Genomic DNA, 21,723 nt, shown 5'->3' with positions numbered 1-21,723 from the left:
GCCCGCGCGGGTCAGCGAAACGGCCGAGTGCCGACCCTTTTCACGGGGTCGGCACTCGGCCGTTGCTGTTGAGATCAGGGCTGGGTGGTCACAATGTGACGGGTGAATTCCGCCCAGGCGATGTGGGACAGGGTGAGCTGGTCGATCTGTTCGTCCTTCGAGTCGCGGACGCGGACGTAGGCCCGAGTGACGGCGACCTCGACGCAGTTGTCACCGCCTCCGCCGCTGTAACTGCTCTTGCGCCAGGCGCCTGTTGCGTGCTCGATGAAGTTCGTCCACGCAGCGTTGGGAAAGGTGAGTTGGTTCATGTCTGCGTTCTTCGAGTCGCGGATATGGACCGCGTTTGCATGAATTGCCACCTCGACGCAGTTGTCCCCTTCACTGCCGCTGTAGCTGCTTTTGCGCCATGGCGGTTTTGTGGTGCTCATAGTGCTCCTCGCATATGTGTCAGCAGGTCCACTGTGGCCCCGCAATCCAAGGCTTGTGAACGCAGGCTGCTGTAGCGCTGGAGGAGTACGCTCACGTCCTTCGGCCTCGTGATCAGATTGCTGGATCGCTGTCCCTCTGTGTAGCCGACCCACTGGTTGTCCGGAGTCTCGGCCAGGTACATCAGACCGTCAACCCCAACGTGATCTTCTTGGCGAAGAGGCATGAGCTGGATTGCCACGTTGCGTAGACGTCCCCTCTCCAGCAACTGGTCAATAACAGCCCTCGTCGTCTCCGTCCCACCTAGACGCCGTTCCAGTAGCGCCTGCTCGATGACGAAGCTGAAGGCCGTGTTTGGTTTCTGTGTGAGTAGTTGTTGACGGCCGAGTCGTGCGGTCACCTCGCGTTCCAGCTGACCTTCTGTCACGGGGGGAAGCCTTCGCTCGAAGATCGCCCGGATATACGCTTCTGGTTGGAGTAGCCCGGGAATGGCTCGGCACTCATACGCGTACAGCGTGACGGCCTCTTCCTCGATCCCCGCCCATTGGCGAAACCATGAAGCCAATCCGACCTTCCGAGTCAGACTCCGGGCCGCTGCTTCCAGCACGCGGATTGAGCCGGGGTCCAGGACGTCCCTCGCCCGTTTGATCAGCTCCGTCGAAGGAAACCGCTGGCCCTGCTCGATCTTGGAGAGGTAGTTCGTCGAGAAACGGACCTGTGAGGCGAACTGGTTTTGCGTCAAACCGGCCTCCTCTCTGAGCGCCTTCAGCACGACCCCGAAGGTCCGTAGGCCGTCCGTCACTTCGGGCTCGTCGCCCATGGTGCTGTTGCCATCGGCCATGCCCGACCACCTCCGTCCGTCGCTGTGGAAACTTCCAGCCATCGACATGGTTACGGACGGTTACTAACCCAGTCCATACCGCGAACTAGGACAGAGAGGATTGGGTGAGTCCTGTCCCTGGCGTCAGCGGGTTTGTCTCGAAACGCTGCACTCATGACACCCCCACGGGCCCAAGCGGCCGTCACCGTACGTACGTTCTCCCAACTCTTCTCGGCCACCCGGCGCGGGGCCCGGCTCGCCCGGCGGCTCGCCGCCTGCCAGCTCGACGAATGGGGGCTTCCGTACGGGGAGGAGGCCACCGAAGCCGTGGTGCTGGTCGTCGCCGAGCTGAGCGCGAACGCCGTGCTGCACGGGCGCGTACCCGGCCGCAGCTTCTCGTTGCGGCTGGCGTACGACGCCGCCGAGGGCTTCGTGCGCGTCGAGGTCGCCGACGCCCACCACGCGCCGCCCGTCAAGAAGGCTCCGGCCGACGACGCTGACGGGGGCCGGGGACTCGTCCTCGTCCAGGCCGTCGCGGCGTGCTGGGGCGTGAAGGAGCGCTCGGGGCCGGGGAAGGTCGTCTGGGCCGAGGTGCCGGTTCCGTCCGGACCGGCCACTTACGAAACAGGAGGTCTGCGAAATGAGTGACAGCCGACAGGAACGAGACGGTGCGCGGCCGGACGCGGCTTCGCCGGGCCGCGCCGGGATCGGCCCGGAACACCTCGTGCGCGTGCTGCCGTACGCCTTCCCCTGGAGCCGTTCGCTCCCCGAGGGGGACCGGCACGAGTTCGCCGTCGAACTGGGCGACGCATTGGGCGCTCCGGAGCCGTGTGCCGCAGAGTCGGCCCTGACGCAGACGATCGTCGCCTGGCAGCACACCGCCGAGGCCCACGCGGACCCGGAGCTGCTGGCCGCGCTGACGAGGGACCACGGGGAGGATCACGGGCCGGTGTTCCCGCCGGACATCGGCGTGTGACACCCGAGCCGGCTCCGTGCGGGGAGCCGGCCGCGTCGCCCACCACAGCCCGCCCGCCCAGTAGGCCCCGGCCGCCGATACCGACCGGGGCCGGGGTGCGTTTCGTCGGCGAGGTGATGCGTCACAAAGACCACGAGCGCGAAGGCTCGTCCACCCACACCCGCTCGCCCTCCCCCGTCACCGTCAACCCGAACCGGCCATGCCCCGGCCGCCCATGGCCGACCCACCAGCCGTAAGCCTCCTCGGCCTCCTCCCACAGGCGACGGGCCCCGGACTGCCACACCCGCGTCGGCGCGCCGTCCCGGAACCAGGCACACGCCCACGAACGGTCCGTCAGCCCGTAGAGCCACACCGGGCGCCCGCCGTCCCGCTTGTCGGCCAGGACTTGGGCGCAGTCCCGTATCCGGAGCCCCAGGACGAACTGAAGCGGGCTGAAGCGTGTGCCGACGAACTGGTCCTCGGTGAGGGCGGTGGAGGATTCGTCGCCCTCGGAGACGCTGCCCGGTACGTAGTCCTTGTGCGGCACGGGTGGGCGGCGCTGGGCGCGGAGTTTCATGAATTCGACCGGGCCGGTGAACCCGCCGGAGGCGGTCTTTCCGTCCTCGGACACGATCAGGCGGGCCACCGCGTCCCCGGCTCCGTAGTGCGTGCCCCACGGGGCCAGGATGATTCCGCCGGGCCGGCACTGGGTCACCCAGGCGTAGGGGACGGATCGCAGGCCGCAGGTGGCGATGATCCGGTCGTACGGGGCTCCTGCCGGGTGGCCCAAGGCGCCGTCGCCGTGAATGACGTGGACGGGCGCGCCGAACCGGTCGAGCGCGGTCCGCGCGGTGAACGCGACGGTTTCGTCGATCTCGATCGAGGTGACGTTCCCTTTTCCCGCGCGGTGGGCGAGGAGGGCGGCGTTCCAGCCGGTTCCGGTGCCGATTTCCAGGACTCGGTGGGTGGGCCGCACGTCCAGATCCCGGAGCATCCGGAAGACCACGCTGGGCATGGAGAGGGAACTCGTCGCTTCGCGGCCGGGTTCGGGGCCGGGGTGCTGTCCGTCGTCCCACTGGGTCACGATCGGCGCGTCCTCCGCGTCCGCGTACCGGTGCCAGGCGGTCGGCGCGGTGGCTTTGGAGACGGCGGTGCTGCGTCCGGTCCGCATGTCGAAGGGCCAGATCAGGTCGGGGAGGAATGCCGACCGGGGGACGGCGGCGAAGGCGGGGGCCCAGTCCGGGGTCAGGGCGCCGCCGGCCGTGAGGGCGCGCCCCAGCGCTTCGCGGCCGGGGCGGTCCTCGCTCGGTTCCGGGCTCACGGGGTGCTGGCCCCGAGCGCCTTGGGCGGGTTGGGGACGCCGGGGCCTCCGTCCGGTGTCGGTGGCTGGTGCGGGCCGGGGTAGGGCTCGCCGGGGAGTTTGTTCCCGCCGGAAGCGCTCGGCCGACTGTGGTTCATGGTCCTCCTCGTGCTGTGCCGGGTGCCGGTGGCACCGCGTCCTTCCCAGCGTGGCGGAAGACGCCCATCGGGCGCCTCCCACTCGTCACCGGCGCCATGGAGCGGATGACGAGCCCCAACGCGCCGGAGCACCCCCGCGCTTCAGGGGGCGCGAGGTGTGGAAGGGGGCGCGCTTCCCCGGCACCTTTGTGTGTGGTTTGGCACTGTCTTCGGCTTTCGTTCCTGTGTTCGCCGGGCAGGGCGTTCGGGAAGGCGGTGCGGACGGGCCGTGCCGGTGCGGACGAGAGGGGTCTCTCATGGAACTGGGGTCGATCGAGGTGTACGTACCGCCGATGTTGGTGGAGGCGGGCGCGTTCGCGGAGGTCACTTGGGGGATCCGGACCATCGGGAAGTTCCGCGTCGGCCGGTACTACTGGCACTGAGCGGAATAGAGGGCAGCGGTGTTCAGCGGAGAGTGGTTCGTGGTCCTCGCGGACGGTGAGGCGTCCTTCGCCGCGGCCCGCGCCCTGCGCCCGTTCGCCTCGCGGGTGATCCGGCACGCCTCCGGACGGCCGTGGCTGATGGGCCGCTGGCCGGACCGCGCGATGACGTTCGCAAGGGCGGGCGACGCCCGGGTGGTGGTCGCGGGGGACTGCCCGGCCAATCCGCTCTACCTGCGGGAACGGCTCACGCAGGTGCGGACGGTGGCCGAGGCCGAGAAGGTGGTCGAGGGGATGCCGGGGAGTTACCACCTGGTGGCGTCGGCGGGCGGACGGGTACGGGTCCAGGGCACGCTGGCCGCCGTCCGCCGGGTCTTCCGCGCCCGGGCCGGGGGCGCCGTGGTGGCGTCCGACCGGGCCGAGATCCTGGCCCGGCTCACCGAGGCCGACTGGGACCCGCAGTGGCTGGCGCTGCGGCTGACCGGGGTGGCCATGCCCTTCCCGCTGCACGAGACGGTGCCCTGGCGCGGCGTGCGCGCGGTGCCCGCCGACCACTGGCTGGAGCTGGGGGCGGACGGCCAGGCGACGGAGCGGCTGCGCTGGCGGGCCCCCGAGGCCGAACTGTCGCTTCCCCGGGGCGCCTTGGTGGTGCGTCAGGCGCTGGCGGCGGCGGTGTCGGCCCGTACGGCGGGCGTGGACACGGTGAGCGCGGACCTGTCCGGCGGGATGGACTCCAGCAGCCTGGCGTTCCTGGCCGCGCGCGGACCGGCGCGGGTGGTCACCTATCGCTGGGCCGAGCGGGACCCGGCCGACGCCGACGCGCGGTACGCGAAACTGGCCGCGGGCCGGCTGCCGCGCGCCCGGCACGTCGTGGACCCGGCGGACGGCCCGGCCCTGTGCGCCGGGCTGGGCCCGAAGGCCGCCGGGGACGGCGAGGCCGGGGAACCGTTCGGATGGGTGTGCAGCCAGGGCCGCATCGAGCACACCGCCCGCACGATGGCCGGCGCCGGATCGCGGCTGCACCTGACGGGGCACGGCGGGGACGAACTCTTCCGGCCCGGCGGCCACACCCACCTCCACGACCTGCTGCGCCGCCGCCCGCTGACCGCCCTGCGGCAGGCGTGGGACTACCGGATCGCGGCCCGCTGCTCCTGGATGGCCGCGCTGCGCGCGCTGGCCGACAGACGGACCCCCGCCGACGAACTCGCCGAGCGGGTCAGACACCTGACCGACCCGCTGTCGGGTCTGCTCACGGGCATGGCGGTGGGCTGGACCGCGCCGCTGCGGATGCCGCTGTGGGCGACCGGCGAGGCGGTGTCTGCGGCGCGCGCCCTGCTCACGCGGGCGGCGGCGCAGGCGGTGCCGCCGCTGGCCGACTGGCGCGAGCAGCACGAGATCCTGCTCCTCGCCCGCTCCACCGGCGTCGTCATCGGCCAGGCCGACCGCGTCAGCCAGGCGGCCGGGACCCGGCTGGCGGCCCCCTTCCTGGACGACCAGGTGCTCGAAGCGGCGCTGTCGGTACGGCCCGACGAACGCAACCGGCCCAGCCGGTACAAACCGCTGCTGGCCGAGGCCATGCGCGGCGTGGTCCCCCGGCCTCTGCTGGACCGCGGCACGAAGGGCGAGTTCGGCGCGGACTTCTACCAGGGCCTGCAACGGCACCGCCGCGAGCTGCTGGACCTGATGGAGGACTCGCGGCTGGCCCACCACGGGTTGATCGACGAGGGCCTGTTGCGGCGGATGCTGGTACGCCCGGACCCGACCGGCGCCGTCTCGGCCTCGCTGGACGCGACGGTGGCGTGCGAGGTGTGGCTGCGGGCGGCGGAGGCGTCGGCGGGAGGGGGGAGCGGTGCTGGGAGCGGCGGTTGGGGGGTGACGGACCGGAAGAACGGTCAGGATCGGGCTGCCGCCTCTTGGGGGAGACCGATGGGGCCGTCGTCCTCGTGAGGCGTGTTCTCGTCTCCCGCTTACGGGACCGGGTTCGCGGCCCTGGACCGCGAGGGTGAGCAGCCCGGTATGCGAGCGGGCCCCCGATCGTGATCGAGGGCCCGCGTGACCGTTACCTCTGCCCGCTGCTCACGCGCGGCGGGGTGCGGCGCGGCCGGCCGCTCACGCCCCACGCAGCGCGGAGCAAGCGACTGCTCACGCCCGACGAAGCGCCGCGCGCCCCGCGAAGCGTGCCGCCTCGCCCAGCTCCTCCTCGATGCGGATCAGCTGGTTGTACTTCGCCGTGCGGTCGGAGCGGGAGAGCGAGCCGGTCTTGATCTGACCGCAGCCGGTCGCCACCGCCAGGTCCGCGATGGTGGTGTCCTCCGTCTCGCCCGAGCGGTGCGACATGACGGCCGTCCAGCCCGCCTGGTGGGCCGTGGTCACAGCGGCCAGCGCCTCGGTCAGGGTCCCGATCTGGTTGACCTTGACCAGGACCGAGTTGCCCACGCCGGTGCGGATGCCCTCGCACAGCAGCGTCTCGTTGGTGCAGAACACGTCGTCGCCGGTGAGCTGGCAGCGGTCGCCGACGCGGGCGGTCAGCTCGCGCCAGCCGTCCAGGTCGTTCTCGGCCATCGGGTCCTCGATGGAGACGATCGGGTAGGCGTCGATGAGCTTGGTCAGGTAGTCGGCGTTCTCGGAGGGGGTGCGGCGCACCCCCTCGCCCGCGTAGTCGTACACCCCGTCGCGGAAGAACTCCGACGACGCCGGGTCCATGACCAGGCCGATGTCCGCGCCGGGGCGGTAGCCGGTGCGCTCGATGGCGCTCATGACGAAGTCGAGCGCCTCCTCGGCGGTGCGCAGCGCGGGCGCGAAGCCGCCCTCGTCGCCGACGCCCGTGGAGTGTCCGGCGGCCAGCAGATCGCGGCGCAGGGTGTGGAAGACCTCGCTGCCCATGCGGACGGCTTCGGCGAAGGTGTCCGCGCCCACGGGCGCGATCATGAACTCCTGGAAGTCCAGCGGATTGTCGGCATGGGCGCCGCCGTTGACGATGTTCATCATCGGCAGCGGCAGGAGGCGGGCGTCGGCGCCGCCGAGGTAGCGGTAGAGGGGTTGGCGGTGGGCCGCCGCGGCGGCCTTGGCGGCGGCGAGGGAGACGCCGAGGACCGCGTTCACGCCGAGCCGGGACTTCGTGGCGGTGCCGTCGAGGGCGACCAGCGCCGCGTCGAGCCCCGCCTGATCCGCCGCGTCCCGGCCGCGCACGGACGCCGCGATCTCCCCGTTGACGTGCGCCACCGCGCGGTCGACGCCCTTGCCGTGCCAGCGCGCGGAGTCTCCGTCGCGCAGTTCGACGGCCTCCCGGGCACCGGTGGAGGCGCCGGAGGGAACGGCCGCGCGCCCCAGGGCCCCGTCCGTCAGGATGACGTCGACCTCGACCGTGGGGTTGCCCCGGCTGTCGATGATCCGGCGGGCGGTGACGGTCTCGATGGTGGCGTCGACGGTTCCGGCTGCCGTTGCGGACATGGGAGGTCCTTCCCGTTGTCGTGTGCCGTGGCCCCGGCTGCGACAACGCTGACGCTGAGCCCGGCACCGCCAAACCCTACAGCAATGCTGAACACCTTTGCTGATCAGTTTCACTGTTCAGTTGTGCTGTTCAGTGTTGCTGTTCAGTAAGGCTGTGCAGATCCGCTGCACAGCCTTACTGACGAGGTAAAGTGCCCTATGCCCACCTCGGAAGCCGCCGCCATCGCCGCCGAACTGCGCACGGCGATGAGCAAGCTCACCCGACGCGTCAAGCACGAGGACCGCATCCCGCTGGGCCAGGTCGCCGTACTCGGCGCACTCGACCGCGACGGCGCCATGACCACCAGCGACCTCGCCGCCGACCAGCGCGTACGCCCCCAGTCGATGGCCCGGGCGGTGGGGCTGCTCATGGAACAGAACCTGATCACGCGCCGGGCGCACCCCACGGACGGCCGCAAGTCGCTGGTCGAGCTGACGGACGCGGGCCGGGCCGCGCTCGAAGCGGAACGCGGTCGCCGGGTCGGCTGGCTCGCGCAGGCCATCGAGGCCGAACTCACGGAGGAGGAGCGGGCGCTGCTGGCGCGGAGCGCCGGGCTGCTGGAGCGGCTGGCCACGCGCTGACCATTCGGGGGAGCTGCCTTTTCAGTCCCAGATGTTGCTGAGCGTCTTCCCGAAGAACTGCCGCGTCGCCTTGCCCGCCTGCTCCAGGACGCCGAAGGCGTGCCGCACGATCGCGGTTCCGTCGATCTTCGTGAAGATGGCGAGCACCGCGCTGACGGGGAGGCCGACGACGACCTCGACCAGCGCGCAGGCCAGGGCGACGCCCATGATGACGGCGGCCACGAAGCCGAGCACCGGTAACACGATCACGGTCATGAGCAGCTTTACGGCGTCGTCCATTGCGTCCCCCGAGCCGGCGTCGGTGTCGCGTACCGCGGTGTCCCGTGCCGCCTTCACGCCGCCAGGCTAGTGGCGCACCCCGCGGACGACGCCTGTCGTATGCGGCAACTGCGTCTGCGGGGTGCGCGGGGCGGGGCGGGATGCGTAGCCGCCGTACGGAGGCGGGAACCCCGGCTCGCGTCCGTGCAGACCCGCGAAGTCACCGGGGACAAGATGCGCCGAGAAGCGAATTCCTGGTTCACGTCACTCAGCGTGTTCGGGTGTGCGTACGCTGAAGAGTGACGGGCCTTGTACGCATGGTGATGGTCCCGAGGTGGTCCACGTCTGTCCGCTCCGGTCAGGGTGACCTCCGTGCGTGGGCGTCGTCAGACAGACGGACACGCCCGGAGGTGGCCACGATGAACGGAAACGGCGGAGGCGCGGACTACACGACGGACGGCGCGGATGAACCGGACTGGCCGCTGAGCTTGGCGGACGACTCCAAAGCGGTGGTCGTGGCGGTCGGTCGTCAGCTCAAGCTGTGGCGGGAGGCGGCCGGTCTGCGCATGGCCGAGTTCGCCGAACGGATGGGGTACGGCGAGAACCTGATCTACAAGGTCGAGTGCGCACGGCGCATCCCACGGCCGGAGTACCTGGACAAGGCGGACGAGGTGCTGGGTGCGGGCGGAAAGATCGCCGCGATGAAGAAGGACATCGAGACGGCGCGGTACCCGAAGAAGGTCCGGGATTTGGCGAAGTTGGAGGGGGAGGCCGTTGAGCTGGGGGCTTATGGCAACACCGTCATTCATGGGCTCCTTCAGACCGAGGAATACGCGCGGGCGCTGTTCCGCCTGCGGCAGCCCGCTTATGCGGAGGACGAAGTCGACCGATTGGTGGCGGCCCGTATGGAACGGCAGCGCGTCTTCGAGGCGGAACCCGCTCCCCTGCTGACCTTCGTCCAAGAAGAGGCGATGCTCCGCCGTCCCATCGGGGGCAGAATGACACTGCGACGGCAACTCGAACATCTGCTGGACCTTGGCCGGTTGCAGCACGTCGAAATCCAAGTGATGCCTATTGAGGCGGAAGAACACGCGGGGCTCGGTGGATCGCTTCAGGTACTGAAGCTCAAGGACGGGTCGACGGTGGGACACAACGAAGTGCAGCTCACCAGCCGCCTGATCAGTAATCCGAAGGAAGTCCAGGTCATCGAAATGCGCTACGGAATGATCCGGTCGCAGGCTCTGAGGTCCAGGGAGTCGTCGGCCCTCATCGAGAAAGTGCTGGGAGAGACATGACCCTCGTGCCCTCTGGCGGAGATGCTTCCGCGCTGGAGTGGATCAAGAGCAGCTACAGCACCAATGACGGTCCCGAATGCGTTGAGGTCGCAACCGGCCTCGGCATCGTCCGCGTCCGTGACTCGAAAAGCCCTCAAGGCCCCCAACTCGCCTTTCCCGTAATCGCCTGGGACGACTTCCTGGCCTACGCCTCCGGAAGCTGACCCGACAGACGAAACGCCGGTGATCGCCGCTCTCAGGAGGGGACAGCGGCCACCGGGGTCACCCAGCCGAGCAGGAGGACGGCTCCGTCCCAGTCCCCGCCCGGTTGACGGCCTTCATCGAGAAAGTGCGGGCAGAGACATGACACTCAAGGTTTCCGCCGGGACCGGCCGAGAGTCGGCATGGGCCAAGAGCAGCTACAGCACGGATGACGGGCCGGCCTGTGTCGAGGTGGCGGCTTTCCGCGACGCGGTCCGTGTCCGTGACTCCAAGAACGAGCAAGGGCCGGTCCTGGGCTTTTCGCGGGCCGCCTGGTCCGACTTCCTGGCGCACACCACCGAAAGCTGACCGCCCACACAAAAACGCCGGTGGCCGCCACCCCGCGAGGGGACGGCGGCCACCGGCATCACTCAGTCGAGTGCGAGCACAAGAATCGGATCAGTCCCGGTCCCCGCCCAGGTGGTGGACGCGCACCATGTTGGTGGTGCCGGGGACGCCGGGGGGCGAGCCGGCGGTGATGATCATGGTGTCGCCCTTGTTGTAGCGGTGGAGCTTGAGGAGCTCGGCGTCGACCAGGTCGACCATCTCGTCGGTGTTGTCCACGTGCGGGACGACGAAGGTCTCGACGCCCCAGCTCAGGGCGAGCTGGTTGCGGGTGGCCGCGTCCGTGGTGAAGGCCAGGATGGGCTGGCAGGCGCGGTAGCGGGAGAGGCGGCGGGCGGTGTCGCCGGACTTGGTGAAGGCGACCAGGGCCTTGCCGTCCAGGAAGTCGGCCATCTCGGCGGCGGCGCGGGCCACGGCGCCGCCCTGGGTGCGCGGCTTCTTGCCGGGGACCAGGGGCTGGAGGCCCTTGGACAGCAGCTCCTGCTCGGCCGCCTGGACGATCTTGGACATCGTCTTGACGGTCTCGATCGGGTACGCGCCCACCGAGGACTCGGCGGAGAGCATGACCGCGTCGGCGCCGTCCAGGATGGCGTTGGCGACGTCGGAGGCCTCGGCGCGGGTCGGCCGGGAGTTGGTGATCATCGACTCCATCATCTGGGTCGCGACGATCACCGGCTTGGCGTTCCGGCGGCACATCTCCACCAGGCGCTTCTGCACCATGGGGACCTTCTCCAGCGGGTACTCCACGGCCAGGTCGCCACGGGCCACCATGACGCCGTCGAAGGCCGCGACGACCTCCTCCATGTTGGCGACCGCCTGCGGCTTCTCGACCTTGGCGATCACCGGGACGCGGCGGCCGACCTCGTCCATGACGCGGTGCACGTCCTGGACGTCCTTGGCGTCGCGGACGAAGGACAGCGCGACCAGGTCGCAGCCCATGTTCAGGGCGAACTTCAGGTCGTTGATGTCCTTCTCGGACAGGGCCGGGACGTTCACCGCCGCGCCGGGCAGGTTGATGCCCTTGTGGTCGGAGATGACGCCGCCCTCGATGACGATGGTGCGGACGTTCGCGCCGTCGACCTCGACGACCTGGAGCGCCACGTTGCCGTCGTTGATGAGGATCGGGTCGCCCTTGGAGACGTCGCCGGGCAGGCCCTTGTAGGTCGTGCCGCAGATCGTCTTGTCGCCGGGGACGTCGTTGGTGGTGATGGTGAACTCGTCACCGCGCACCAGCTCGACCGGGCCCTCGGCGAAGGTCTCCAGGCGGATCTTGGGGCCCTGGAGGTCGGCGAGCACGCCGATGGCGCGGCCGGTCTCCTCGGCGGCCTTGCGGACGCGGTGGTACCGCTCCTCGTGCTCCGCGTGGCTGCCGTGGCTCATGTTGAAGCGGGCCACGTTCATGCCTGCCTCGATCAGCGACTTCAGCTGGTCGTAGGAGTCGACGGCGGGGCCCAGGGTGCAGACGATTTTGGAACGGCGCATGGCTGAATCCTATCGTTTTGTTTCGGAGCGGAATATTCCGGCTGGCGAAAACGCCAAAGTCAGCGGTTGACCAGCGCGTATGTCTGGTTGGCGATCTCCAGCTCCTCATCGGTCGGGACCACGGCGACCGCGACCCGCGCGTACTCGGGGGAGATCAGCCGGGGCTCGTCGCTCCGCACGCCGTTCAGGTCGGCGTCCACCGCCAGGCCCAGTTCCTCCAGGCCCTTGATGGCGGCCTCCCGCACCGCGACGGCGTTCTCGCCGACGCCCGCGGTGAAGGCCACCGCGTCCACCCGGCCGAGCACCGCGCTGTAGGCGCCGATGTACTTCTTCAGCCGGTGGATGTAGATGTCGAAGGCGAGCGCGGCCCGCGCGTCGCCCTCGTCCACCCGGCGGCGGATCTCCCGCATGTCGTTGTCGCCGCACAGTCCGAGCAGGCCGCTCTTCTTGTTCAGCAGGACGTCGACCTCGTCGGCGGACATGCCGGCCACCCGCAGGAGGTGGAAGACCACCGCGGGGTCCACATCACCGGACCGGGTACCCATCACGAGCCCCTCCAAAGGCGTCAGCCCCATGGAGGTGTCCACGCACCGGCCGCCGGCCACCGCGGAGGCCGAGGCGCCGTTGCCCAGGTGCAGCACGATCACGTTGACCTCGGAGGGGTCCTTGCCCAGCAGCTCGGCGGTCTTGCGCGAGACGTAGGCGTGCGAGGTGCCGTGGAAGCCGTAGCGGCGGATCTGGTGCGCGTCGGCGGTCTCCACGTCGATCGCGTAGCGGGCCGCGGACTCCGGCATCGTGGTGTGGAAGGCGGTGTCGAAGACGGCGACCTGCGGCAGGTCCGGGCGCAGCGCCTGGGCCGTCTTGATGCCGGTGATGTTGGCCGGGTTGTGCAGCGGCGCCACCGGCACCAGGCGCTCGATCTCCGCCAGCACCGCGTCGTCGATCAGCGTCGGCTCGGTGAACCGCGACCCGCCGTGCACCACGCGGTGCCCGATGGCGGCCAGCTCGGGGGAGTCCAGGCCCAGCCCGTCCTTGGCCAGCTCGTCGCTGACCGCCCGCAGCGCGGCGGTGTGGTCGGCGATCGGGCCCTCGTGCTCACGCTTGGCGCCGCCGGTGGCCAGCGGGGTGTGCGCCAGGCGCGAGGTCTGCTCGCCGATCCGCTCCACCAGGCCCACCGCCAGGCGGGAGCCGTCGGTCATGTCGAGGAGCTGGTACTTCAGCGACGAGGAGCCGGAGTTGAGGACGAGGACGCGGGTGGCGTTGGCAGTCATGGATGACGGGGCTTTCCGGTCGGGTGTGGGGGTCGGCGGCGCCGGGGCGCCGCGTCCGGGGCCCGGCCCCTGGGTGGGGCCGGGCGTCCGGGGCGTACGGAAGTCGGGGCGCGCACGGAGGGTCCGCACGCGCCGGGACGGCGGCGGGGCGCGGAACCCCGCCCGGGTTCAGCTCGCGGCGGGCGCGGCCGGGTCGGCGGAGGGGGCACCCTGCGCCTGGATGGCGGTGATCGCCACCGTGTTGACGATGTCCTGCACCAGCGCGCCGCGCGAGAGGTCGTTGACGGGCTTGCGCAGGCCCTGCAGGACCGGGCCGACGGCGACCGCGCCGGCGGAGCGCTGGACGGCCTTGTAGGTGTTGTTCCCGGTGTTCAGGTCGGGGAAGACCAGGACGGTGGCGCGGCCCGCGACCTCGGAGTCCGGGAGCTTGGTGGCCGCCACTGCGGCGTCCACCGCCGCGTCGTACTGGATCGGGCCCTCGACCAGCAGGTCCGGGCGCAGGGAGCGGACGATCTCGGTGGCCTTGCGGACCTTGTCCACGTCCGCGCCGGAGCCGGAGGTGCCGGTGGAGTACGAGAGCATCGCGATCCGCGGCTCGACGCCGAACTGGGCGGCGGTGGTCGCGGACTGGATGGCGATGTCGGCGAGCTGCTCGGCGTTCGGGTCCGGGTTGACCGCGCAGTCGCCGTAGACGAGCACCCGGTCGGCCAGGCACATGAAGAAGACGGACGAGACGATCTGGGCGCCCGGCTTGGTCTTGATGATCTCGAAGGACGGGCGGATGGTGGCGGCGGTGGAGTGCACCGCGCCGGAGACCATGCCGTCGGCCAGGCCCTCCTGCACCATCAGGGTGCCGAAGTAGGAGACGTCGGCGACCACGTCGTAGGCCAGCTCGTAGGTGACGCCCTTGTGGGCGCGCAGCTTGGCGTACAGGGCGGCGAAACGTTCCCGCAGCTCGGAGGTCTGCGGGTCGATGATCTGCGCGTCCGCCAGGTCGATGGCCAGGTCGGCGGCGCGCTTGCGGATCGCGTCCTCCTCGCCCAGCAGCGTCAGGTCGCACACGTCGCGGCGCAGCAGCACGTCCGCGGCGCGCAGCACGCGCTCCTCGCTGCCCTCGGGCAGCACCACGCGGCGGCGGGCGGAGCGGGAGCGCTCGATCAGCTCGTGCTCGAACATCATCGGCGTGACGCGGCTGGAGCGGGCCACGGAGATGAGGTTCGTCAGCTCGGCGGTGTCGATGTGCCGCTCGAACAGGCCGAGGGCCGTCTCCGCCTTGCGCGGCGAGGAGGCGGTCAGCTTGCCCTCGATGGCGAAGAGCTGCTCGGCGGTCGGGAAGGAGCCGCCGGGCACCGAGATCACCGGCGTGCCGGGGGCGAGGCGGGTGGCCAGCGCCAGGATGTCCGGGCCGGGCCGCTCGTCCAGGGTCAGCAGCACGCCCGCGATCGGCGGGGCGCCGGCGCTGTGCGCGGCCAGCGCGCCGATGACCAGGTCGGCGCGGTCGCCGGGGGTCACGACCAGGCAGCCGGGGGTCAGCGCCTGGAGGAAGGTCGGCAGCATGGCGCCGCCGAAGACGAAGTCGCGCACGTCGCGGGCGAGCCCGGAGTCGTCGCCGAGCAGGATCTCGGCGTCCAGGGTCTGCACGATCTGGCCGACGGTCGGGGCCGAGAGCGAGCCGTCCTCGGGGAGGGCGTAGCAGGGGACGGGGAGCTGGGCGCCGAGCTGCTCGGCGAGGGCGGCGCGGTCCTCGGAGGCCACCCGGTTCAGCACCATGGCCACCACGTCGCAGCCCAGCGCGTGGTAGGCGCGGTAGGCGTTGCGCGCCTCGGCCCGCACCGACTCGGCGGTCTGGCCCAGGCCGCCGACGACCGGCAGCAGCGCGGCGCCGAACTCGTTGGCCAGCCGGGCGTTGAGGTTCAGCTCGGCCGGGAGGTTGGTGGCGTTGAAGTCGGTGCCGAGCACGAGGACGTACTCGTGGTCCCGGGCCACCCGGTGGAAGCGCTCCACGAGCCGGGACACCAGCTCGTCCGTGCCGCGTTCGGCCTGGAGGGCGCTGGCCTCCTGGTACGACATGCCGTATACGGTGTCCGCGGGCTGGCTGAGCCGGTAACGGGCCCGCAGGACCTCGAACAGGCGGTCGGGACCGTCATGGACCAGTGGGCGGAAGACCCCGACCCGGTCCACATGGCGGGTCAGGAGCTCCATGACTCCCAGCTCGATGACCTGGCGGCCGTCGCCGCGTTCGATCCCGGTCACGTACACGCTGCGCGTCACGCGTGCTCTCCGATCCATTCCGTTGCTCGCAAGGTCAAAATACCCGTTATGGTGGGCTTGCCCCCCTTGACAATACCCGTGCGGGTGGCTAGGTCGCTCCTCCAGTCTGACGTAAGAAATCGCACGGGACGGACGGGAGGCATCCGACATCTGGGGCACCCGGGGTCCACGGGGCTGTGGGGACATGCCCACACGGCCCGTGAAACAATCGGACAAGCTCACAAGAACCAACAGCGAGCACAGGAGACACAGCACGATGCGTATCGGAGTCCTCACCGCGGGCGGCGACTGCCCCGGCCTCAATGCTGTGATCCGGTCGGTGGTGCACCGTGCCCTCACCGAGCACGGCGACGAGGTCATCGGTTTCGAGGACGGCTTCAAGGGCCTGCTCGACGGCCGCCACCGCAAGCTCGACCTGGACGCCGTCAGCGGCATCCTCGCCCGCGGCGGCACCATCCTGGGCTCCGCCCGCCTGGAGCGCGCCCGGCTGCGCGAGGCCTGCGAGAACGCCAAGGACCTGTCCAAGGACTACGGCATCGACGTGCTCATCCCCATCGGCGGCGAGGGCACCCTCACCGCCGCCCGGATGCTCTCCGACGCCGGGATGCCGGTCGTGGGCGTGCCCAAGACCATCGACAACGACATCTCCTCCACCGACCGCACCTTCGGCTTCGACACCGCCGTCGGCGTGGCCACCGAGGCCATCGACCGCCTGAAGACCACCGCCGAGTCGCACCAGCGCGTCATGGTCGTCGAGGTCATGGGCCGCCACGCGGGCTGGATCGCGCTGGAGTCCGGCATGGCCGGCGGCGCCCACGGCATCTGCCTGCCCGAGCGCCCCTTCGACGTCAACGACCTGGTCGCGATGGTCCAGGAGCGCTTCTCGCGCGGCAAGAAGTTCGCGGTCATCTGCGTCGCCGAGGGCGCGCACCCGGCCGACGGCACCATGGACTACGCCAAGGGCGAGATCGACCAGTACGGCCACGAGCGCTTCCAGGGCATCGGCAACACCCTCGCCGTCGAACTGGAGCGCCGCCTCGGCAAGGAGGCCCGCCCCGTCATCCTCGGCCACGTCCAGCGCGGCGGCACCCCCACCGCCTACGACCGGGTGCTCGCCACCCGCTTCGGCTGGCACGCCGTGGAGGCCGCGCACCGCGGCGAGTTCGGCATGATGACCGCGCTGCGCGGCACCGACATCACGATGGTGCCGCTGGCCGAGGCGGTCACCGAGCTGAAGACCGTGCCGGAGTCGCGGATGGACGAGGCCGAGTCGGTCTTCTGATCCTTCTGTACGTGGGACGGCGCCCCTCCTTGGGTGAGGAGGGGCGCCGTCTCGTATGCCGTACCGGCCCGGCCCTTGCGGAGCTTCGTACGCATCCGTACGAGCCCCCGCCCCCACGACCGGGGACGGGGACTCGTACGCAGCGGCCCGAACGCGGGCCTCAGGGCCTCAGTGCGCCCCGATCGCCTCCAGCATGTTCAGCCGGGCCGCGCGGCGGGCCGGCCAGACGGCGGCCAGGACGCCGACCACCAGGGCGATCAGCAGGAACAGCCCGATCCGGCCCCAGGGCAGGACCATCTCGTACGTGGGCATCGAGCCGCCGGCCATGCTGCCGCCGGCCCAGGCCAGGAAGACGCCCACGGCCACGCCCAGCACCGCGCCGAACAGCGAGATCACCACCGACTCCAGGCGGACCATCCGCTTGACGCCGTCCCGGCCCAGGCCGATCGCGCGCAGCATCCCGATCTCGCGGGTGCGCTCGAAGACCGACATCGCCAGGGTGTTGACGACGCCCACGACCGCGATCAGGACGGCCATGGCGAGCAGGCCGTAGACCATGTTCAGCATCGTGTTGATGTTGCCGGCGTTCTCGCGGCGCAGGTCCGCGCGGTCCTGCACCTTCAGCAGCGGGCTGTCGCCCAGCGCGGCGCGGATCTTCTTCGCCGCCTCGGCGGACGGGCCGCCGTCGACCTTGACGAGCAGTTCGTCGTTCTTGACGGGCTTGAGGAACGGGTCCACCAGGGCGGTGGGGCCGACGACGTTGCCCAGGACCTCGTTGTCCTCGTAGACGGCGGCGACGCGCGCTGTGGCCTTCTTCTCGTTGAAGAAGGACATCCGGATGCGGTCGCCGGGCTTCCAGCCCATCTCCTTGGCCTTGGACGCGGACACCGCGACCGCGTCACCGCGCACCGCGTCCAGCGAACCGCTGGTCACCCGCACATCGGTGACCTTGCCGATCTGGGAGAGGTCCGTGCCCATGAGGTTGGTGTACGCGTCGCCCTTCCCGCCCTCGACTTCGAAGCCCATCGAGCGCAGGGGGGCCACCGCCGCCACGCCCGGGACGTCGCGCACCGCCTCGGAGCGCTTGGCGTCCAGGCCGGAGAAGTTGGTCGTGGTGACCTTGTAGTCGGCCTGGAAGTCCTTGGCGGCCATCTTGTCCATCGCGGTCTGGCCGGAGATCCCGACGACCGTGATGCCGGTGATCAGGGTCAGGCCGACCATCAGGGCCGAGGCGGTGGCGGCGGTGCGGCGCGGGTTGCGCAGCGCGTTCTGCCGGGCCAGCTTGCCGCTGACGCCGAACAGGCGGGTGGTGACGACGCCGGCCAGCGCGACCAGCGGCCGGGACAGCAGCGGCGCAAGGATGATCATGCCGATGACCGTCAGGGCCGCTCCGGCCATGCCGATCATCATGTCGTCGCTCGTGCCGTTGGCCGCCAGGTAGAGCATCAGCGTGACGCCGAGACCGGTGATCACCGCGCCCAGGACGTTGCGGATCACCAGGCTCCGGGTGGCCGGGGTGGCGTCCACCGAGTTGAGCGCCTCCACCGGCGCGATCTTGGCGGCCTTGCGGGAGGGCAGCCAGGCGGCCAGCACGGTGACCACGACGCCGGTGGCCAGCGCCCACAGGACGGTGGCGGGCGCGATGACCAGCGGGCCGTCCGGGAACCCGGCCCCGTTGGCGTTGAGGATCGCCCGCAGCCCGACCGCGATCCCCGTCCCCAGCGCGAACCCGATCACCGACGAGACCAGGCCCAGCAGCCCCGCCTCGACCAGCACCGAGCGCACCACCTGGCGCCGCGAGGCGCCGACCGCGCGCAGCAGCGCGATCTCGCGGGAGCGCTGCGAGATGAGCATGGTGAAGGTGTTGGCGATGATGAAGACGCCGACGAACAGTGCGATGCCCGCGAAGGTCAGCAGCGTCTTGCTCAGCGACTCGTTGGACTGCTCGATCCAGCGGGACTGCTCGGCGGCCATGTCGGCGCCGCTGGTGGCCTGCGCCTTGTCCTTCGGGAGCAGGGCGCGGACGTCGGCGGTCAGCTTGTGCTGGTCGGTGCCGGGCGTGGCCGCCACCACGAACTCGTCGTACTTGCCCGGGCTCAGGAACAGCCGCTGCGCGGTCGCGGTGTCGAACAGCGCCAGGCTGCCGCCGGCCGTGACCTGCGGGTCGTCGGTGTTGACCAGGCCGACGAGCTTCTTGTGCAGGGCCGGGCCGTCGGTGGCGAAGCGCACGGAGTCGCCGAGCTTGAGGCCGCCCGTCTCGGCGGTGCCGGTGTCCAGCACGATCTCGCCGGGACCGGCCGGGCCGCGGCCCGACGCGAGCGGGTAGCGGGGGTCCTTGCCGTCCGGGCCGGGCTGGTAGTTGGCGGCGAGGTTGCGCCAGCTGTCGCCGATGGGCTGGTTGTCCTTGCCCGCGACGGTGGCGTGGCCGTTGACGGAGGCGCGCAGCGAGGCGACGCCGGGCAGCGCGCGGATCTTCGCGGCCAGCGCGTTGTCCAGGGCGGTGGTGGGCCGCTCGTCCTCGGCGCCGTCCCTCGGGCCGGTGTCCGTCGCCTGGACGGAGACGGCGACGTCCTTGAGGTTCTTCATGGCGGCGTTCTTGACGGCCTCGCCCACGGTGTCGCTGAAGACGAGGGTGCCGGAGACGAACGCGACGCCGAGCAGGACCGCGAGCGCGGTCATCATCAAGCGTGCCTTGTGCGCGAGGAGGTTGCGCAGAGCGGTACGGAACATGGTGGTGGTGTCAGTCCTGGTGGGGGAGGGGAGGGGCGGTCGGTGCGCCGGTGGGACGGCCCGGGCGGCTTGTCCGGCCGTCCGGCCGTCGGGGTGCCGGAGTGTCGGCTTGGCGTCGGGCTCGTTCGGCCGTCGGTACGTCGGTACGTCGGTACGTCGGGGCGTCGGTACGTCGGGGCGTTGGTACGTCGGTACGTCGGCCCGGCGTCAGCTCGTCCGGCCCTTGGCGTCGAACAGGCGCATCCGGTCCAGGACGGCGTCCGCGGTCGGCTCATGCAGCTCGTCCACGATCCGGCCGTCGGCGAGGAAGACCACCCGGTCCGCGTACGAGGCGGCGACCGGGTCGTGCGTGACCATCACGATCGTCTGGCCCATGGCCTGCACCGACTCGCGCAGGAAGCCCAGCACCTCGGCGCCGGAGCGGGAGTCGAGGTTGCCGGTCGGCTCGTCCGCGAAGATGATCTCCGGCTGGGAGACCAGCGCGCGGGCCACCGCCACCCGCTGCTGCTGGCCGCCGGAGAGCTGCGCCGGACGGTGCCCCAGCCGGCCGCCCAGCCCCACCGTCTGGATGACCGACTCCAGCCACTGCCGGTCGGGCTTGCGGCCCGCGATGTCCAGGGGCAGCGTGATGTTCTCGGCGGCGGTCAGCGTCGGCAGCAGGTTGAACGCCTGGAAAACGAAGCCGATCCGGTCCCGGCGGAGCTGGGTGAGCCGCTTGTCGTTCAGCCCGGCGAGCTCCACGTCGCCGATGCGGGCCGAGCCGGACGATATGGAGTCCAGCCCGGCCATGCAGTGCATCAGCGTCGACTTGCCGGACCCGGACGGCCCCATGATCGCGGTGAACCGCGCCCGCCCGAACTCGACGGACACGTTGTCCAGCGCCACGACACGGGTGTCACCCTGCCCGTAGACCTTGCTCAGGCCCGTGGCGCGGGCGGCGACGGCCGCGGTGGCTCGGGCGGGGGCGGGGAAGGCTGCCGCGTGCGACACGGGGGACTCCTGGATACGGAAGTGGGGGACGGAAAACGTGCTCTCCCATGGTGAAGGTGCAGGTCAGTTGCCGCCTCGGCCCCGGGTGCCGAAAATTGGGTGGTCTGTAGTCCCATGTCCCGGGGCCCGCGTCATCCTCTGGATGGACGGGGGTCCGACTGGGGGGCTACGGGGGGCGGGGCCCGCGGGCCCGCGTCGGTCCGGCGTTTCGAGGTCTTGCGCCCCGATGTCCCTTCCGTGCTTGGCGCAGCGCGTGGAACGACGGCGTCCCTGCCGTTGTTTCGCCTTCGGCGGGAGGGGGTGTGTGGGGCGGACGCCCGGTGTGTTTTGGGGTCGGGGCCGCCCCGGGGTACCTCCTCGCGGCAGTTGCGCTTACCCGACGCTATGTAGGTCACCGGCCGCCGCGCCCCAGTCCGCTGCGGGGGCACCCCGGGACGTCCCCTTCCGTCGGTTGCGCGTCCGCCCCTTGTGGGGGGTGGAAAAGATTCGGGTCGGCCCGTTTTTGGTCGGTGCCGTTTGTGGGGGCAACCGTCATGTCGGGCCGTGGAGGCCGGGAGCCCCGTCTCACAGTCGCCCCGCTGCCTCACCGCGCGGGGGAGGCGAGACCACCGGCCACCGGAAGCCCTTTGGTTCCTCGGCACCGGCCCGGCACGCCGGATGGCCTCACAAGCGGTCGACGCGCTCCCAGAATGAGCCCAGGATGCCGTCCAGGAACGCCTGTCCGGTCTCCCGGGACGTGGTGGCGCTCGTGCCGTCGCCCCAGACCAGTGTCCCGGTCATGTGCGACTGGTAGGTGTCGTAGAGGTCGCGCAGCACGTTTTGGAGACGGGGCTTCGGCAGGGGGACCAGCTTGCCGACCGGGCGGACGTACGCCTGCCAGCGGGTGGTGACGGCGTCCCGCAGCAGCGCGGCGAGCCGGGTGTCGCGGCCGGTGAGGTGGAGGAGGGCGCGCAGTGGCAGGTCGAGGGCGGCGGCCAGCCGCTCGGCCTGGCGGTCGGTGCCGGTCCACTCGCCGGTGGTCTCGATGCGTTCGTAGACGGCCGCGTCCATGGCGATCCGCTGGGCCAGTTCCTCGGGGCCCAGGCCGCGGGCGAGGCGGTGCTCGCGCAGGGTGCCGGGCGCGCCCATCAGGTCGGCGGGCGCGCACCACAGCGCTCCGGCCAGCGCGGTCAGCTCCCGCTCGGTGGGGGACTCCTCGCCCAGCTCCCACGCGGCCACGGTCGCGGGCGAGACCTGGATGCCGTACGCGGACCAGATGCCGTACGCGACGTGCGTCGGCGTCATGCCGAGCGCCTCGCGCAGCCGACGGGCGGCCCCGGCGTCGAAGGGGGGCCGGTTTCCGGGCGCGGCGTGCGTGGTCACCGGCACACGGTACGAGGGAGGGGCCCCGGGGACCTATGGTGCGGAGGC

General features: G+C 71.0%; 21 protein-coding genes. 9 read left to right on the top strand and 12 right to left on the bottom strand.

The window, feature by feature from the left end; all coding sequences use genetic code 11:
- Positions 1 to 74: 74 nt before the first annotated feature.
- Together ABZX96_RS10650 and ABZX96_RS10645 are read right to left on the bottom strand one after the other, a co-directional pair.
- Positions 75 to 428 carry a DUF397 domain-containing protein gene (locus ABZX96_RS10650; protein WP_355541171.1) on the bottom strand — a complete coding sequence of 118 codons (354 nt, stop codon included), beginning with the start codon at positions 426 to 428 and terminating at the stop codon, positions 75 to 77.
- Entirely contained in the window at positions 425 to 1,267 is an 843-nt protein-coding gene (locus ABZX96_RS10645) for a helix-turn-helix transcriptional regulator (RefSeq protein ID WP_355541168.1), read from the bottom strand. The genes ABZX96_RS10650 and ABZX96_RS10645 overlap by 4 nt, the downstream gene beginning before the upstream one ends.
- Before the next feature lie 153 nt (positions 1,268 to 1,420).
- On the opposite strand from ABZX96_RS10645, the gene ABZX96_RS10640 reads away from it, so the two are divergent.
- On the top strand, positions 1,421 to 1,894 hold the full coding sequence (locus ABZX96_RS10640) for an ATP-binding protein (RefSeq protein ID WP_355541165.1): 474 nt from the start codon (positions 1,421 to 1,423) through the stop codon (positions 1,892 to 1,894).
- Positions 1,887 to 2,222, top strand: coding sequence for a hypothetical protein (locus ABZX96_RS10635; protein ID WP_355541162.1), 336 nt, complete (start codon positions 1,887 to 1,889; stop codon positions 2,220 to 2,222). Before ABZX96_RS10640 ends, ABZX96_RS10635 begins: the two co-directional genes overlap by 8 nt.
- Positions 2,223 to 2,343: 121 nt before the next feature.
- Here the strand turns inward: ABZX96_RS10635 and ABZX96_RS10630 are convergent, their stop codons facing one another.
- Complete coding sequence (locus tag ABZX96_RS10630) at positions 2,344 to 3,522, bottom strand: methyltransferase domain-containing protein (protein ID WP_355541159.1); 1,179 nt, start codon at positions 3,520 to 3,522, stop codon at positions 2,344 to 2,346.
- Positions 3,519 to 3,659 (bottom strand): hypothetical protein, encoded by a 141-nt coding sequence (locus ABZX96_RS10625; protein WP_355541156.1) that lies wholly within the window; start codon positions 3,657 to 3,659, stop codon positions 3,519 to 3,521. Before ABZX96_RS10625 ends, ABZX96_RS10630 begins: the two co-directional genes overlap by 4 nt.
- A 296-nt stretch (positions 3,660 to 3,955) precedes the next feature.
- Between ABZX96_RS10625 and ABZX96_RS10620 the strand changes: the two genes are divergently transcribed.
- The gene (locus ABZX96_RS10620; protein WP_355541153.1) at positions 3,956 to 4,081 is read left to right on the top strand and encodes a lasso RiPP family leader peptide-containing protein; all 126 of its coding nucleotides are present in this window, start codon (positions 3,956 to 3,958) and stop codon (positions 4,079 to 4,081) included.
- 18 nt (positions 4,082 to 4,099) lie between these two features.
- Positions 4,100 to 6,025, top strand: coding sequence for an asparagine synthase-related protein (locus ABZX96_RS10615; RefSeq protein ID WP_355541150.1), 1,926 nt, complete (start codon positions 4,100 to 4,102; stop codon positions 6,023 to 6,025).
- A gap of 195 nt (positions 6,026 to 6,220) precedes the next feature.
- Here ABZX96_RS10615 and eno read toward each other — a convergent pair whose 3' ends face one another.
- Positions 6,221 to 7,528, bottom strand: a complete 1,308-nt coding sequence (eno, locus tag ABZX96_RS10610) for a phosphopyruvate hydratase (protein WP_355541147.1) — start codon at positions 7,526 to 7,528, stop codon at positions 6,221 to 6,223.
- A 198-nt stretch (positions 7,529 to 7,726) separates the two neighbouring features.
- Between eno and ABZX96_RS10605 the strand changes: the two genes are divergently transcribed.
- Positions 7,727 to 8,149, top strand: a complete 423-nt coding sequence (locus ABZX96_RS10605) for a MarR family transcriptional regulator (protein ID WP_355541144.1) — start codon at positions 7,727 to 7,729, stop codon at positions 8,147 to 8,149.
- A gap of 21 nt (positions 8,150 to 8,170) precedes the next feature.
- On the opposite strand, the gene ABZX96_RS10600 is transcribed toward ABZX96_RS10605, so the two are convergent.
- Complete coding sequence (locus ABZX96_RS10600) at positions 8,171 to 8,485, bottom strand: hypothetical protein (RefSeq protein WP_355541141.1); 315 nt, start codon at positions 8,483 to 8,485, stop codon at positions 8,171 to 8,173.
- A 341-nt stretch (positions 8,486 to 8,826) separates the two neighbouring features.
- Here ABZX96_RS10600 and ABZX96_RS10595 point away from each other — a divergent pair, with 341 nt between their 5' ends.
- The 3 genes from ABZX96_RS10595 (at position 8,827) to ABZX96_RS10585 (ending at position 10,251) form a co-directional block, all read left to right on the top strand.
- The gene (locus tag ABZX96_RS10595; RefSeq protein ID WP_355541138.1) at positions 8,827 to 9,702 is read left to right on the top strand and encodes a helix-turn-helix transcriptional regulator; all 876 of its coding nucleotides are present in this window, start codon (positions 8,827 to 8,829) and stop codon (positions 9,700 to 9,702) included.
- Positions 9,699 to 9,905, top strand: coding sequence for a DUF397 domain-containing protein (locus ABZX96_RS10590; RefSeq protein ID WP_355541136.1), 207 nt, complete (start codon positions 9,699 to 9,701; stop codon positions 9,903 to 9,905). Before ABZX96_RS10595 ends, ABZX96_RS10590 begins: the two co-directional genes overlap by 4 nt.
- A 139-nt stretch (positions 9,906 to 10,044) precedes the next feature.
- Positions 10,045 to 10,251 (top strand): DUF397 domain-containing protein, encoded by a 207-nt coding sequence (locus tag ABZX96_RS10585; protein WP_355541134.1) that lies wholly within the window; start codon positions 10,045 to 10,047, stop codon positions 10,249 to 10,251.
- Positions 10,252 to 10,341: 90 nt separating this feature from the next.
- On the opposite strand, the gene pyk is transcribed toward ABZX96_RS10585, so the two are convergent.
- The 3 genes from pyk to pta form a co-directional block, all read right to left on the bottom strand.
- Positions 10,342 to 11,769 carry a pyruvate kinase gene (pyk, locus tag ABZX96_RS10580; protein WP_355541132.1) on the bottom strand — a complete coding sequence of 476 codons (1,428 nt, stop codon included), beginning with the start codon at positions 11,767 to 11,769 and terminating at the stop codon, positions 10,342 to 10,344.
- 59 nt (positions 11,770 to 11,828) lie between these two features.
- On the bottom strand, positions 11,829 to 13,040 hold the full coding sequence (locus tag ABZX96_RS10575) for an acetate kinase (RefSeq protein WP_355541129.1): 1,212 nt from the start codon (positions 13,038 to 13,040) through the stop codon (positions 11,829 to 11,831).
- A gap of 168 nt (positions 13,041 to 13,208) precedes the next feature.
- Entirely contained in the window at positions 13,209 to 15,311 is a 2,103-nt protein-coding gene (pta, locus tag ABZX96_RS10570) for a phosphate acetyltransferase (RefSeq protein WP_355541126.1), read from the bottom strand.
- A 256-nt stretch (positions 15,312 to 15,567) separates the two neighbouring features.
- Here pta and ABZX96_RS10565 point away from each other — a divergent pair, with 256 nt between their 5' ends.
- Positions 15,568 to 16,593, top strand: coding sequence for an ATP-dependent 6-phosphofructokinase (locus tag ABZX96_RS10565; protein ID WP_355541123.1), 1,026 nt, complete (start codon positions 15,568 to 15,570; stop codon positions 16,591 to 16,593).
- Positions 16,594 to 16,761: 168 nt separating this feature from the next.
- On the opposite strand, the gene ABZX96_RS10560 is transcribed toward ABZX96_RS10565, so the two are convergent.
- The 3 genes from ABZX96_RS10560 to ABZX96_RS10550 form a co-directional block, all read right to left on the bottom strand.
- Entirely contained in the window at positions 16,762 to 19,323 is a 2,562-nt protein-coding gene (locus ABZX96_RS10560; RefSeq protein WP_355541120.1) for an FtsX-like permease family protein, read from the bottom strand.
- A 207-nt stretch (positions 19,324 to 19,530) separates the two neighbouring features.
- Positions 19,531 to 20,313: an ABC transporter ATP-binding protein gene (locus ABZX96_RS10555; protein ID WP_355541117.1), complete on the bottom strand. Its 783-nt coding sequence runs from the start codon at positions 20,311 to 20,313 to the stop codon at positions 19,531 to 19,533.
- Between the two features lie 663 nt (positions 20,314 to 20,976).
- Complete coding sequence (locus tag ABZX96_RS10550) at positions 20,977 to 21,681, bottom strand: helix-turn-helix transcriptional regulator (protein ID WP_355541114.1); 705 nt, start codon at positions 21,679 to 21,681, stop codon at positions 20,977 to 20,979.
- Positions 21,682 to 21,723: the final 42 nt, after the last annotated feature.

It is taken from the genome of Streptomyces sp. NPDC003077 (assembly GCF_040611095.1).
GTDB lineage: Bacteria > Actinomycetota > Actinomycetes > Streptomycetales > Streptomycetaceae > Streptomyces.
This window is presented reverse-complemented; position numbering and strand designations above follow the sequence as displayed.

What these genes read in the sequence shown, in the direction of transcription:
- ABZX96_RS10650 (WP_355541171.1), bottom strand. Translation starts at nt 428, where the DNA reads ATGAGCACCACAAAACCGCCATGGCGCAAAAGCAGCTACAGCGGCAGT.
- ABZX96_RS10645 (WP_355541168.1), bottom strand. Translation starts at nt 1,267, where the DNA reads ATGGCCGATGGCAACAGCACCATGGGCGACGAGCCCGAAGTGACGGAC.
- ABZX96_RS10640 (WP_355541165.1), top strand. Translation starts at nt 1,421, where the DNA reads ATGACACCCCCACGGGCCCAAGCGGCCGTCACCGTACGTACGTTCTCC.
- ABZX96_RS10635 (WP_355541162.1), top strand. Translation starts at nt 1,887, where the DNA reads ATGAGTGACAGCCGACAGGAACGAGACGGTGCGCGGCCGGACGCGGCT.
- ABZX96_RS10625 (WP_355541156.1), bottom strand. Translation starts at nt 3,659, where the DNA reads ATGAACCACAGTCGGCCGAGCGCTTCCGGCGGGAACAAACTCCCCGGC.
- ABZX96_RS10620 (WP_355541153.1), top strand. Translation starts at nt 3,956, where the DNA reads ATGGAACTGGGGTCGATCGAGGTGTACGTACCGCCGATGTTGGTGGAG.
- eno (WP_355541147.1), bottom strand. Translation starts at nt 7,528, where the DNA reads ATGTCCGCAACGGCAGCCGGAACCGTCGACGCCACCATCGAGACCGTC.
- ABZX96_RS10605 (WP_355541144.1), top strand. Translation starts at nt 7,727, where the DNA reads ATGCCCACCTCGGAAGCCGCCGCCATCGCCGCCGAACTGCGCACGGCG.
- ABZX96_RS10595 (WP_355541138.1), top strand. Translation starts at nt 8,827, where the DNA reads ATGAACGGAAACGGCGGAGGCGCGGACTACACGACGGACGGCGCGGAT.
- ABZX96_RS10590 (WP_355541136.1), top strand. Translation starts at nt 9,699, where the DNA reads ATGACCCTCGTGCCCTCTGGCGGAGATGCTTCCGCGCTGGAGTGGATC.
- ABZX96_RS10585 (WP_355541134.1), top strand. Translation starts at nt 10,045, where the DNA reads ATGACACTCAAGGTTTCCGCCGGGACCGGCCGAGAGTCGGCATGGGCC.
- pyk (WP_355541132.1), bottom strand. Translation starts at nt 11,769, where the DNA reads ATGCGCCGTTCCAAAATCGTCTGCACCCTGGGCCCCGCCGTCGACTCC.
- ABZX96_RS10575 (WP_355541129.1), bottom strand. Translation starts at nt 13,040, where the DNA reads ATGACTGCCAACGCCACCCGCGTCCTCGTCCTCAACTCCGGCTCCTCG.
- ABZX96_RS10565 (WP_355541123.1), top strand. Translation starts at nt 15,568, where the DNA reads ATGCGTATCGGAGTCCTCACCGCGGGCGGCGACTGCCCCGGCCTCAAT.
- ABZX96_RS10560 (WP_355541120.1), bottom strand. Translation starts at nt 19,323, where the DNA reads ATGTTCCGTACCGCTCTGCGCAACCTCCTCGCGCACAAGGCACGCTTG.